A 12,350-nucleotide genomic window follows, 5' to 3' on the forward strand; every position below is an offset into this window, starting at 1 on the left:
GAGATTATCTGGTATTAGCACCGGTTTCCCGGAGTTATCCCAGTCTTACGGGCAGGTTGCCCACGTGTTACTCACCCGTTCGCCGCTAGGGTCCGAAGACCCCCGCACGACTTGCATGTATTAGGCATGCCGCCAGCGTTCATCCTGAGCCAGGATCAAACTCTCCGTTAAAGGTTTCACACTTTGGTGTGAAACTGAGGTTTGAGTCTATACTCAATGAATTAACAGGTCACGTTGTCACTCTTTAGTTTTCAAGGAACACTTCATTTTTAGTGTCGCTCTTGTAGCGACGTTTAACATCTTATCACGCTTCCTTCCACCTGTCAACAACTTTTATGGTCAATTTAAGTGAAAGGAACATGGAATTGTGTTGCGACAAGCAACGAAACTAACTATAACAAGAATCCTATTCCTTGTCAATGGCTTTTTCTTCTGTTGGCTTCTGTCTCTGCCGATGCCTTCATCTTCACTCTCCCAATTCTTAAGCAGACATTCCCACCATCCTTTCAATGCCGCGGCCAAACGCGCGCATCCATGCGTTTCTCGTCCGCTGGTTGAGTGTTGGTTGCTTTTCACTGCTGTCGAGATCGAGGTATGGGTATTTTCCCAACTCCCGCAACACCGCACCAAGGGCGCGATCCCCCCATCGTTCGGCCAATGATTTGTAAGCGAGATATGCACTGAGATAATACTGTTCTGCTTGATCCGACGGCAATTTTTCCAGCTTTGCCCGCTCTAGTTCGGCCAAGCTCATCCGCCGCTTTAATCGCTTCGTTTCATGGCCAACCATCAACCGAGGCAGCAAATGGGCTTCATAATACATCGCAGCTCCTTCCTGCAACCAATACGCTGCATTGTCATTAGACAATTCGCTCACCATCTGATGCGTCAGCTCGTGTACCAAACCAGCGGCCAACAACCGGTCTTCCCCCCAGCCGCCGATAAATTTGATCGCTTGATTGGCTTCATGCCAACCACCAGCCCATTCCGGCAACGACGGTTTGACAAATTGGCGGAACACCTCCGGGCGGTGATACAATTTCACCTCAATCCCTTTGGTCGTCCACCCCATACGCCCATGTAGCCCTTCATAGGCTTGTTGCAAAGTGTTGATGGCCAATGTCGCTTCCCGCTCGAGGACAGGGTCGCTATAATACACGCTGATTCGCTCATTCTTCAACACAGAAAAAGCCAGATCAGCATCCTTCCAACCATCCCCCCTTTTTTTCAGTGACAGCGGATAGCTGAAAGAAACGGCCTTTTTGCCCATCCGGTAGGATTGTTTTACTTGGACGACGGCGGTTCCCCGGCCAACGGCCTTCACTTTGAGCAGTTGCAATCGAAATGATCCTGGTTCGATCACACGCACCGCATCTTGAAACCACCGCTTCTGTTCATGGAGATATGTTTTGTTCTCCCCATCCAATGTCGCTCGGTACATAAGCCAATTTTTTTCTTTGAGTGCCTGCTCCTTTTGTGCGAACAATTGCCGGATCTCTCCGATCTCCTTTGCCATCCCCGATACAGATCGTTCAGCTGCTTCCGCACCCTGTGCGCACCAACCAACAAGTAGCGCGATCCCTACACACAATCCTATCCATAACACCTTGCGTCGCATTCTAGCCCACCTCCATCTTTATCTATAAGATGGCAATTCTACGCTGGTTTTAACCCTACTTTCGCACACTGGCCGACTTGGTTTTGACAACTCCTTCTATTCCAAAGTGGACTATCCGTAAAGATGACGGATAGATGGTCGTGTCTCCACGTCCAACTAATTCGCAGACAAAAAAACCCTGCGCTTCGTCACGTTGACGTACGCAGGGCTTTATGCGTCTTTCGCACCTTCCGGTCGGAGCTCATTCAGACACTCCCCAGAAACATGAATCGCAAGATGAAAATAACCCCCAACACATACACGACGGGGTGGACGTGTTTGCCTTCTCCTGCCACGACCTTGCACAATGGATACAGGATAAAGCCAGCGGCAATGCCAGTCGCGATGCTGAAACTGAGTGGCATCATGATCAAAGTGATAAAGGCTGGAATCGCTTCAGACAAGGAGTCCCACTCAATCTTGCTCAAGTTGCCGGCCATCAGCACACCCACGATGATCAACGCCGGTGACGTGATCGCGGCCACTGAAGCGAGCGTCTGTACGATCGGGAAAAAAAACAGCGCCGCCGCAAAACAAAGCGCGGTCGTGACTGAGGTCATGCCCGTCCGTCCTCCCGAAGCCACTCCCGCTGATGACTCAATGTACGAAGTGACTGTAGACGTACCAAACAACGCCCCCAACACCGTCGCAATCGAGTCGGTGATCAAGGCCCGTCCGGCGCGCGGCAGTTTGTTGTCTTTCATCAGCCCGGCCTGGCTAGCCACTCCCACCAGCGTGCCAGCATTGTCAAAAAGATCAACAAACAAGAAAGCAAACACGATCGTGACAAAGCCCAATTCCAAAGCACCCATTACATCCAATTTCAAGAAAGTAGGTGCCATGCTGGGCGGCATTGCAAACAGCTTGTCCGGTACCTTGATCAATCCCGTCATCATGCCGACTACAGCCGTGGCCAGCATCCCGATGAAAATGGCTCCCTTTACCCGGCGCACCATCATCACAGATGTGATCAGCAAACCGAACAGTGTTAACAAAATCTCTGGTTTTTTAGTCAAGTCGGGGTTGATCATTACATAAGTCGCTTCCGCGGGAAGAATGATTTGAGCATTTTTGAGACCGATAAAAGCGATAAAAAGTCCAATACCTGACGACACGGCATATTTCAACCCGGTCGGAATGGCATTAATAATCAGTTCCCTGATTTTGGTGACTGTCAACACAAAAAACACAGTGCCAGACAAAAACACGGCGCCCAGCGCTTGCGTCCATGGCACATTCATCCCGAGTACGACAGCGAACGCAAAATAAGAAATCAACCCAATCCCCGGGGCCAGGGCAATGGGATAATTCGCCACGACGCCCATCAGGAAGGTACCGATACACGCGGACAAACCTGTGGCCACAAAAACCGCGCCCAGATCCATCCCGGTCTTGCCAAGGATTGATGGCGCCACCAACAAGATGTACGCCATCGTGAAAAAAGTAGTAACCCCGGCAAGGATCTCTGTCCGCAAGTTGGTTTGGTGTCCAGCAAAGTCAAAGTAACGGGCCAACCCTGTTGCAAACTTGGACATGTGAGATCACCTGATTCTCTGTTATTCCCATTCAATGGTTGAAGGCGGCTTAGAAGTCACGTCATAAACGACACGGTTTACGCCATCCACTTCATTGACAATGCGGGTGGAAATTTTCTCAAGTACATCATAAGGGATACGAGCCCAATCCGCGGTCATGCCGTCGATCGAGGTCACTGCACGGATACCTACCGTATAAGCGTAAGTGCGCACGTCTCCCATCACGCCCACGCTTTTGAAGTCAGGTAGTGCCGTGAAGTATTGCCAAATCTCACGGTCGAGTCCGGCTTTTTTGATCTCTTCGCGCAGGATCGCATCCGACTCGCGCACGATCTCCAACTTGGCTTCCGTCACTTCACCGATAACGCGAATCGCCAGTCCTGGACCTGGGAAAGGCTGACGCCACACGATGTCCGCAGGCAAGCCTAACTCTTCACCCACTTTGCGGACTTCATCTTTGAACAAGGTGTTGAGCGGTTCTACCAACTGCATTTTCATATCCTCTGGCAGCCCACCTACATTGTGGTGGGACTTAATCGTGTGCGCGGTGGCAGTACCCGATTCAATGATGTCAGTGTACAACGTACCTTGACCCAAGAATTCATGATCGCCAAATTTAGCCGACTCTTCTTCAAATACCCGGATAAATTCAACACCGATGATTTTCCGTTTTTGTTCCGGGTCGGAAACACCAGCCAGCTTGGACAAGAAACGCTCACGGGCGTCGATTTTAACCAAGTTCATTTTGAAGTTTTTGCCGAAGGTTTCAACCACGCTCTCCGCTTCGCCTTTACGCAAGAGGCCATGATCGACAAACATGCAAGTGAGTTGATCTCCTACCGCTTTGTGAATCAGCGCCGCAACGACAGACGAGTCAACGCCTCCGCTCAACGCGCACAACACTTTTTTGTCGCCAACTTGCTCGCGAATCGCTCTCACGCTGTCTTCGATGAATGTTCCCATGCTCCAATCACCTGAGCATCCGCACACATCGTACAAGAAGTGCTTGATCATTTCATTCCCGTTCACTGAGTGTTGCACTTCAGGGTGGAATTGCACTGCGTAGATGTTCTCAGCTGGATTGCTCATCGCGGCGACCGGTGCAGAATGCGTTTTCCCATCCACTTGGAAGTTGGCCGGTGGCTCCACAACCACATCGCTGTGGCTCATCCACACCGTTTGTTTTGTATCCAAGCCTTTAAACAAGGCGCTATCGGACACAATCTCCATCTCCGCTTTGCCGTACTCGCGCTTGCTGGCGCGGGATACGTTCGCACCAAAATGGTGGGCGATCATTTGCATGCCGTAGCAAATTCCGAATACGGGAATCCCCAAATTAAAAATCTCCGGGTCGCACTTTGGTGAATTCTCGTCATACACACTGTTTGGGCCACCTGAGAAAACAATGCCTTTTGGATTGATTTGTTTCAACTCGGCCGCGGTGGTCGTGGGTGGCAACAATTCACTGAACACACCCAAATCGCGGATGCGGCGGGCGATCAATTGGTTATACTGCCCTCCGAAATCGAGCACAACAACGCGTTCTAATGGCTTCTCCATCATATAACCCCTCTTTTGTCATGAAACTTTAGGTAGGTACAAAAAAACCCGGGTAACCCACACCGCCGCTCCCGGCGATATGGACCCCGGTCCCCCGATTCCTTCGTCATGAAGAAAATATAAGGCTTCCCGGCGCCCCATCAACCGTAGTCCAGCTATTTTCGGTAGCCGGGTAGAGACGTTCAGGCCTTATTCCTAAACATATACGGGTGGGCGAACAACTAAATTTCATCATATCAAGCCGTCCATAGGCGGTCAAGATCGCATCCGTCCACCCATGATTTTCCACAATGTTCGCCAACGCAACACCATCGCCTTTCCTTCTTCGTTTGCCCCATATCTCCGTTGTTCATACCAACGAATGAACGAGGCAATCTCTCGATCTGTCTGGTCAGGGGTGAATTGAATCCGCCGGAACCAGCAACCAAGTGAACGGGCCAACGCTTTGACCAACATCGTTTTGCCCACGCCCGGCACATCTTCAAGCAAGACATGCCCCTTGGCCAACGGGGCGGCCATGCTGAGCCCAATCACTTCCCGTTTGCCTACCATCACTTTTTCTATATTTTCAATCAATTGATTTACCTGTGAATGTCCTTCATCCCAAACAAAGCCACTCGTCTCTTCTGTTGTCATCGATTCCCTCCATTTTCGATATTTGAAACCAACTTTCAGTTGGTGCTAGCACACGCAGGGCGATCCGCATGTCCATCTGTATCAAAAAGACTCTTAAACAAAATCATAATATTATTATATACAAACCTGATCCGCTCTCGATACGGTTCCCTTCACCTGCTAGAACATATTACTAAGTGAATAGGGCACGCCTGGTAACTAGGGCGTGTCTGATGAATAGGCCAGCGGCTCCAAAACCATTTTCTCATTCGCTTCACGCGTGGCGAGGCACTCCTCGAGAAAAGGTTTTTCCGCCGCTTCTTCCCCACCAACTTGATTTGCGAGACACACCCTAGACAAGTGGCTCCAAAACCGTTTTCTCATTTGCTTCACTCGGGTATTTCCCACCCCCTTGCTTGCCAGTCACACTCGTAGCCGTGCCCTGTTGAAAGAAGGAAAATTTTATGTTTCACGGAATGGAATAAAGGTAATATAATGTAGAAAGATAAGTTAATACATATTCAAAAGGCGGGGATGATGGAATGTCGTTTTTATTTCAACCTTTTACTCAAAAGGAAGTCACTTTGCCCAACCGTGTTGTTTGTTCCCCCATGTGCATGTACTCCGCTGGAGACGACGGAAAGGTAACTGACTGGCACATTGTCCATTATGGCACAAGAGCGGCCGGAAAAGTGGGATTGCTGATGGTAGAGGCAACCGCGGTGGAACCCCGGGGCCGCATCAGCATGAATGATTTGGGGTTGTGGTCTGATGAGCAGATGGAAGGATTAAAACGGATTGTTTCGTTTGCCCATTCTCAAGGTAGCAAAACGGCTATCCAATTGGCCCATGCCGGCCGGAAAGCGAACGTGGATGAACCGATCATCGCCCCCAGTGCGATTCCGTTTAGTGAAGGAGACAAAACACCGCTGGAGATGGGAAAAGAGGAAATCGCCCAAGTGATTGAAGCGTTCGCCCAAGCGGCGCGACGCGCTTCAGAGATCGGCTTTGACATCATTGAGATCCATGCCGCCCATGGCTATTTGCTCAATCAATTTTTGTCGCCACTGTCCAACAAAAGAACCGATGAGTACGGGGGCGACCTGAATGGCAGAGCACGACTGCTCAAAGAAGTCATCCAAGCCGTCAAAGCGGAATGGGGAACCTCTCGTCCCCTTTATGTACGCATTTCTGCTGTGGACTATCACCCTGATGGCATCCAATTGGCGGACAGTGTCGCGCTGGCACGGATGATGAAAGCGTGGGGTGTTGATCTGGTGGATGTCTCCTCTGGCGGCACGACCCCTCAACCACCGGATCGCATCTTCCCTGGATATCAAGTCTCTTACGCCGAAACAATCAAGCGCGAAGCCGGGATTTCCACCGGGGCTGTCGGCCTGATCACCACCCCAGAACAAGCAGAAGAGATTATTGCCAATGGCCGGGCCGATCTTGTCTTTTTGGCTCGGGTTCTGTTGCGTGACCCCTATTGGACCATTCATGCCGCCAAAAAACTCGGCGTAGAATATTTGGGTCCTAAACAATACAAACGTGGATTTTAACCGCAAACCGCCCAAGAACCAAGCTATTGGTTCCTGGGCGGTTTGCAGTAGGAGGGGGCATTCTTCTCAACCACCCGAAGCTACCAGCAACGCAATAGACACGAACCTCCCCCATCATATAGAAGTCAACTTCTGCGGTGGATCAGCCGGTTCCACATGCACATGAACATGGGCAATTTGCTCAAAACCGATCAACGCCTCCTCCACCTCTTCCGTCAAACGGTGGCTTTCCTCAACTGATAAATGGGCATCCACGCCCACAGTCAACTCCACAAACACATGCATGCCTTGATGGCGTGCACGTAACGCTTTAACCTCGCGAATGCCCGCGATTTGAACAACCCGTGCTTGAATTCGCTCTGTTTTTTCCGCGTCAAACCCATCCATCAACATATCAATCGCCGGCTTCCCCACTTGGTATCCCGTGCGCAAGATCAACAGGCCCACTGCAAACGCGGCCAATGGGTCCATCCACATCCATCCTAAGTTGGCGCCGATGATCCCCACCGCCGCCCCCAAACTGACTAATGCATCTGAACGGTTGTCGTGGGCAGCTGCTTGCAGTGCTTCGCTGTTCGTTTTCTTGCTTAACGCGAAGTTGACGCTGGATACAAGCAACATGACCACGGCCGAGATCAGCGATACGGCAAGTGCGGCGTTGCCAATCTGCCCCGAGCGCGGGTGCAACACTGCCTCAACCGCACCAATCCACACTTCCAAGGCCACCAGCACCATGCATGATGCCGCCACCAATGTGGCTACCGTCTCAGCTTTGCTATGGCCAAATGGATGATTGCTATCCGCTGGTTGGACGGCCACCCGCAACCCAATCAGAATCGCCACCGACAACAATATGTCCGAAACATTATTCAATCCGTCAGCGAACACCGCTTGGGAATGTTCCGTCACGCCGACCCAACACTTGACCGCACTTAAGATGAGGTAGGAAAAAATGCTGAGCCAGGCTCCTTTTTGCGCTTCTGCCGCTTGCTTGGCCTCAGGTAGCTTTACCATTTTTGTCCCCCTTCCTTCTTCAACCCACTATATGATAAGGAAGGGGTCCCTTCTTAGTCTAGAGAAACGTTTTTTACCCCATTTAGAAAAGCTGACAACTCCCATTAATGTTGGCTCCGGGCAACAATTCACCCAGCTGTCCCACCCTTTTTTTTTGCGAACTCCCTATAATAGAAAGAATAAGATAACAATGTTATCATGAAGAAAGACAGATGATGATTGAACCGAGATAGGTGGGTTAAATCCATGTGGAAAAAAGAACTGGTAGAAGAAGCATGTCGTAGGTTTAAGGGAACACCCGAAACAATCAAGCCGCTCGGGGGCTTTTATAACAACGTGTTTGAGTACGAACGGGATGGTGAGGCGTGTGTACTCAAGCTGATGCCCATCGCCACCAAAGATAAAAGTCAACTTCACTCAGAGTTAAAATGGGTGAATTTTTTGCGTTCGCATGGCATCGCTATCCCTAAGCAAATCTTATCGACGCGCGGTCAATCGATTGAAACCATTATCGAGCTTCCCATCCCATGTTGCGCGATCTCTTTCAGCAAAGGGGAAGGGAAACTGTTGGAAGCCTCCCGCCTCAATGATTGGAGCCCCAATCTGTTGCGCCGGATGGGCCAAGTGATGGGCAAGATGCATTCCCTTTCTCAACGCTTCTTGCAAAAAGAACAGGCCACTACTTTTGAGGAATGGGACGAAGGTGAGATATATCATAGAGATTGGTCCTTCATCGACCGTCCGGTCGCTGACCGCTGGTCATCGATGATGCAAAGGGTACACCAATTCTCCAAAACAAGCAGATCCTATGGGTTGATCAATAATGATTTCCATCATAACAGCATCTTGATCAGCAATACAGGCAATCCCATCGTGGTTGATTTCAACCGTGTCAAATATCACTGGTTTACATACGATATCGCCATTGTGCTATTCCACGCCTTAGAAACGATCCCGGAATCAGACCATGACGCTTTTAAGCAACTGTTCACCCATGAGTTCATGTCGGGCTACTTCCTCGAAAACATCTTGGAAGACGATTGGCGCCAGCAATTGGACTTCTTCGTGGAATTCCGGCTGTACTTTGTCTACTTGCACCGGATGATTCACTTGCACCGTGATGCGGACGCACAAGAACAGGAAACGCGAATCAAAGAATACAAAGAGCGGATGGACCGCCTCGCGTATCCCACCATGTGATTACCCAGCGATGCGAGAAAAAACGCTGTCAGGTAAACACCTGACAGCGTTTTTGCATGCCCTCCAGCATAAAAAAACCGCCGGCTTTGGCCGGCAGTGTTAGCGAATTTATGAGATATATGGTTTGGGGTTGACAGCCTGTCCGTTTTTATGCACTTCAAAGTGCAAGTGAGGTCCTGAGGAACGGCCGGCATTTCCCACCGCCCCGATCACTTGGCCCCGGGCGACCCGTTGCCCCGTGCTCACTTTCACTTGATAGCTGTACATGTGGGCGTATAACGTCTCCAATCCATTATTATGGCGCACAATGATATACCAGCCATATCCGCCCGCATCATATCGCACCGACTTCACCACGCCGTCTTCTGCCGCATAAATCGGCGTGCCGATCGGCCGAGGAATATCTACACCAGCATGAATGTGGCTACCGCGGTTTTGCCCGTAGTTCCAGAAGGTCATGCCCCGTGAGGATGGATATCCCAAGACACCGCCCCCGACAAAGCTGAATTCTCCCATCAACTTTTGCTCTTGCTTTTCGAGTTCCTTCAACTCGGCTTTGTACTTGGACATCTCCTTCAACATTTTCTCAACGCGTTGCTTTGATTCTTTGAGAAGCTTTTCTTGCTCCTCCTTGGCTTGGACGACTTTGGCTTTATCTTCTTCATATTTTTTCTTCAAATCATTATAATGCTGAAAGTCGTTCATATCCTGATTGACAATGATGCGGATCAATTGGAATCGATTCAAAAAGTCGGCAAATGACTCCGCTGCCAACATGTGGGCTAAGTATTCGTTTTCGCCTTGCAGATAGAGGCGTTGCAATTTCTTGCGTAATTTCTGTTCAACCGCCTTCTTCTCTTTTTCATTGGCGGCCAGGTTTTTGTTCAATGCGTCTATTTGTTGCAGATAGGCTGAAAGCTTTTCATCTACTTTCGACACATCTTTTTTATGCTGTTCTAGCTTGGCTTCTACTTCCTTCAAACTCGCCTTCGTTTCCTTCGCTTCGTTTTTCACATCTTCCAGTTTCTTTTTCGTGTCTGACTGCGAGGGGTTCGCCAATGCTGGACTGCCGTGCATTCCCCAAGACGACACCACAAGCGCCAGAGTGATGAAACCGATAGGCAGGATTCTTCTCATCATCTTCTCCTTCCGTCATGTGATTCTATTAGCATTTTAACAAAATGCGTAAGGGCCGTCTCATTCTTTCATTCGATATGAATTTCATTTTTATGACTTTGTATCATGGCAGGGCACTGATGACACCTGCTCAAATCCCTCTTGTCACAACGGTTGCCCGCTTCATTTGTCCATTTATTGAAATCACGAAAAAACAAGCCAAAAAAGCCCCCACCAGTCAACCGACTGTTAGAGACTACCTTGCGGAAAATAGCATCATCGTCTCACTTATTGCCGAGCCAAAGCATTGAGGCAGGTCTTTTCTTTCTTACCGTGCAGCAAAAAGTAAAGACCGGAAGAAGCCAAAACGACAACGCCTAGGATGATATATAGCGAGCGATAGCTGATCGTGGGAATGAAGAGTCCCAATAGATAAGGGCCGAATCCTAGCCCAGCATCAAGAAAGATAAAGAAGGTCGACGTTGCCAGCCCCATGCGTTCAGGAGGCGTCAACTTTACAGCAATCGCCTGAGTGCATGACTGCATATTCCCAAATCCAAGTCCTACCAGTGCGCCCCCCAACAACAAATTGAAACTGCTATGGGCTAAACCTAAAAGCAACATGCCGGCTGCAAAGAGAATAAAAGCCGGGTACATGACATAGTTGGCTCCTTTCACGTCCATTAACCGACCCGTAAATGGGCGTGAAATCAATACAGCGATAGAATAGACAAGAAAGAAGAAACTAGCTGCACTAACTAGGTCCATTTCAATGGCATAGAAGTTAATAAACGAAAGAACACTGGAGTAACAAAAGGCAATGACTAGCGTAACCCATGATATGGGAACCGCCTTCGGTTCAATCAATTGAAAGGGTTTGAACTCTGTCAGCTCAGCCTTTTTTGTGGCACTTTCTAATGCCGGGGCATGTACAAAAAATGCCGTGAGCAAACTGATGATGCCTAGAGCCAGGCAGAGACTAAAGATCATTTGCGCGCTTGCATGCTGATTCATATACAGTCCAATAAACGGCCCGATCGCTGTGGCCAATGTCGTGCTCATGCTGTAATAACCGACGCCTTCTCCTTTTCGCGTAGCGGGGATGATTTGAGCCACAATCGTTCCGGTTGCCGTGCTTGCGATGCCTAATGCAATCCCATGCACGAAACGAGTGATAATAAGAAAGGTGATACCCAGATGGATGAAATATAACGATATCGTTAAAATATAGAGACCCAATCCAATAAACAACGTTCTTTTGTAGCCAATTGAATCAATTTTACGACCAATAAAAAGACGCCCAATTAGCGTCCCTACAATAAAAATCCCTGTAACCAGACCGGCCTGGCTTGCAGTGGCATGATATTCATCTACCGCATAAACACCTATAATTACGACTAGCAAATAAAAAACCAGCGTCAGCAAAAAGTTGATGCTAGACACAATGATAAAATTATTTGTCCACAATTTCGCTTTGCTCAATGTTGCTCCCCTCTCGTTTCATGATGTTCGCCTGCACTTTGGGCAATGTTTGAAACATAATTATTTGATCTTCTTTATCGATCCCTTCCATTACGCGATGTTCCAATTCCGTTATTTTTTTTCTGCATTCTTTGTAAATCTCTTCTCCTAATTCGGTTAACTGAATGATCTTTTCCCGCCTGTCTTTGCCTGGAATTTGCTTCACTATTTTCAGCTCTTCCAAACGTTGAACTCTCCTCGTAATGGTTGGCTTTTCAACTTGATATTGATTTGAAATATCTACAAGCGTCGATGGTCCATGGTTTTTTATATAAAAAATCACTTGCCATAAAGAATAAGAAAGCTGATAAGTGCTCATTAATTCATTCAGCCTAGTGATAAGCGGCCGATACAGCCTTAAATATCGTTGAAAAAACCCCTCCACTGTTGGTGCTCCCTCCTATGGAGAAATGGTTAACATAGGAAACTATTACCCAAGGTAACTATATGCCGTTTTGAAAAAAATGTCAAGCACCTCCCTTTAACGATCCATATAAAAGAGAAGGCCTTCCACCAGTTTTACACTGATGAAAGACCTTCATTGTTGGGGTGGTTATTGTGAATAAAGTG

General features: G+C 48.8%; 10 protein-coding genes, 1 rRNA gene, 2 pseudogenes and 1 riboswitch. Of the genes and pseudogenes, 3 read left to right on the forward strand and 10 right to left on the reverse strand.

Annotation, left to right across the window (positions count from 1 at the left end; genetic code table 11):
* The 6 genes and pseudogenes from QQZ12_RS15755 to QQZ12_RS15780 all read right to left on the reverse strand — a co-directional run.
* A 16S ribosomal RNA gene (locus tag QQZ12_RS15755) occupies positions 1-171 on the reverse strand; the annotation flags it as partial.
* A 310-nt stretch (positions 172-481) separates the two neighbouring features.
* Positions 482-1,618, reverse strand: a complete 1,137-nt coding sequence (locus QQZ12_RS15760; RefSeq protein ID WP_102991392.1) for a hypothetical protein — start codon at positions 1,616-1,618, stop codon at positions 482-484.
* Positions 1,619-1,863: 245 nt separating this feature from the next.
* A complete protein-coding gene (locus QQZ12_RS15765; protein ID WP_102991391.1) occupies positions 1,864-3,192 on the reverse strand; it encodes an NCS2 family permease in 1,329 nt (442 codons plus the stop codon).
* A gap of 21 nt (positions 3,193-3,213) precedes the next feature.
* Positions 3,214-4,752, reverse strand: coding sequence for a glutamine-hydrolyzing GMP synthase (gene guaA, locus QQZ12_RS15770; protein WP_102993740.1), 1,539 nt, complete (start codon positions 4,750-4,752; stop codon positions 3,214-3,216).
* Between the two features lie 127 nt (positions 4,753-4,879).
* A riboswitch (purine riboswitch) is annotated at positions 4,880-4,981 on the reverse strand.
* Between the two features lie 113 nt (positions 4,982-5,094).
* Positions 5,095-5,304, reverse strand: a pseudogene (locus QQZ12_RS17135) (AAA family ATPase); the annotation flags it as partial.
* Positions 5,305-5,586: 282 nt separating this feature from the next.
* Complete coding sequence (locus QQZ12_RS15780) at positions 5,587-5,760, reverse strand: hypothetical protein (RefSeq protein WP_181353106.1); 174 nt, start codon at positions 5,758-5,760, stop codon at positions 5,587-5,589.
* A gap of 149 nt (positions 5,761-5,909) precedes the next feature.
* Between QQZ12_RS15780 and namA the strand changes: the two genes are divergently transcribed.
* Positions 5,910-6,929 (forward strand): NADPH dehydrogenase NamA, encoded by a 1,020-nt coding sequence (gene namA, locus QQZ12_RS15785; RefSeq protein ID WP_102991389.1) that lies wholly within the window; start codon positions 5,910-5,912, stop codon positions 6,927-6,929.
* Between the two features lie 114 nt (positions 6,930-7,043).
* Here the strand turns inward: namA and QQZ12_RS15790 are convergent, their stop codons facing one another.
* On the reverse strand, positions 7,044-7,943 hold the full coding sequence (locus tag QQZ12_RS15790) for a cation diffusion facilitator family transporter (protein ID WP_102991388.1): 900 nt from the start codon (positions 7,941-7,943) through the stop codon (positions 7,044-7,046).
* Between the two features lie 246 nt (positions 7,944-8,189).
* On the opposite strand from QQZ12_RS15790, the pseudogene QQZ12_RS15795 reads away from it, so the two are divergent.
* Positions 8,190-8,888, forward strand: a pseudogene (locus QQZ12_RS15795) (phosphotransferase enzyme family protein); the annotation flags it as partial.
* A 363-nt stretch (positions 8,889-9,251) separates the two neighbouring features.
* Here QQZ12_RS15795 and QQZ12_RS15800 read toward each other — a convergent pair.
* Positions 9,252-10,280, reverse strand: coding sequence for a murein hydrolase activator EnvC family protein (locus QQZ12_RS15800; protein WP_284724656.1), 1,029 nt, complete (start codon positions 10,278-10,280; stop codon positions 9,252-9,254).
* 44 nt (positions 10,281-10,324) lie between these two features.
* Between QQZ12_RS15800 and QQZ12_RS15805 the strand changes: the two genes are divergently transcribed.
* Positions 10,325-10,570 (forward strand): hypothetical protein, encoded by a 246-nt coding sequence (locus QQZ12_RS15805; RefSeq protein WP_284724657.1) that lies wholly within the window; start codon positions 10,325-10,327, stop codon positions 10,568-10,570.
* Here the strand turns inward: QQZ12_RS15805 and QQZ12_RS15810 are convergent.
* Positions 10,548-11,741, reverse strand: a complete 1,194-nt coding sequence (locus QQZ12_RS15810) for an MFS transporter (RefSeq protein ID WP_284724658.1) — start codon at positions 11,739-11,741, stop codon at positions 10,548-10,550. The genes QQZ12_RS15805 and QQZ12_RS15810 overlap by 23 nt on opposite strands.
* A complete protein-coding gene (locus QQZ12_RS15815; protein ID WP_154986548.1) occupies positions 11,713-12,099 on the reverse strand; it encodes a MarR family winged helix-turn-helix transcriptional regulator in 387 nt (128 codons plus the stop codon). The genes QQZ12_RS15810 and QQZ12_RS15815 overlap by 29 nt, the downstream gene beginning before the upstream one ends.
* Positions 12,100-12,350: the final 251 nt, after the last annotated feature.

The organism is Laceyella tengchongensis, assembly GCF_900182735.1.
Taxonomy (GTDB): domain Bacteria; phylum Bacillota; class Bacilli; order Thermoactinomycetales; family Thermoactinomycetaceae; genus Laceyella; species Laceyella tengchongensis.

What these genes read in the sequence shown, in the direction of transcription:
- QQZ12_RS15760 (WP_102991392.1), bottom strand. Translation starts at nt 1,618, where the DNA reads ATGCGACGCAAGGTGTTATGGATAGGATTGTGTGTAGGGATCGCGCTA.
- QQZ12_RS15765 (WP_102991391.1), bottom strand. Translation starts at nt 3,192, where the DNA reads ATGTCCAAGTTTGCAACAGGGTTGGCCCGTTACTTTGACTTTGCTGGA.
- guaA (WP_102993740.1), bottom strand. Translation starts at nt 4,752, where the DNA reads ATGGAGAAGCCATTAGAACGCGTTGTTGTGCTCGATTTCGGAGGGCAG.
- namA (WP_102991389.1), top strand. Translation starts at nt 5,910, where the DNA reads ATGTCGTTTTTATTTCAACCTTTTACTCAAAAGGAAGTCACTTTGCCC.
- QQZ12_RS15790 (WP_102991388.1), bottom strand. Translation starts at nt 7,943, where the DNA reads ATGGTAAAGCTACCTGAGGCCAAGCAAGCGGCAGAAGCGCAAAAAGGA.
- QQZ12_RS15800 (WP_284724656.1), bottom strand. Translation starts at nt 10,280, where the DNA reads ATGAGAAGAATCCTGCCTATCGGTTTCATCACTCTGGCGCTTGTGGTG.
- QQZ12_RS15805 (WP_284724657.1), top strand. Translation starts at nt 10,325, where the DNA reads ATGCGTAAGGGCCGTCTCATTCTTTCATTCGATATGAATTTCATTTTT.
- QQZ12_RS15815 (WP_154986548.1), bottom strand. Translation starts at nt 12,099, where the DNA reads ATGAGCACTTATCAGCTTTCTTATTCTTTATGGCAAGTGATTTTTTAT.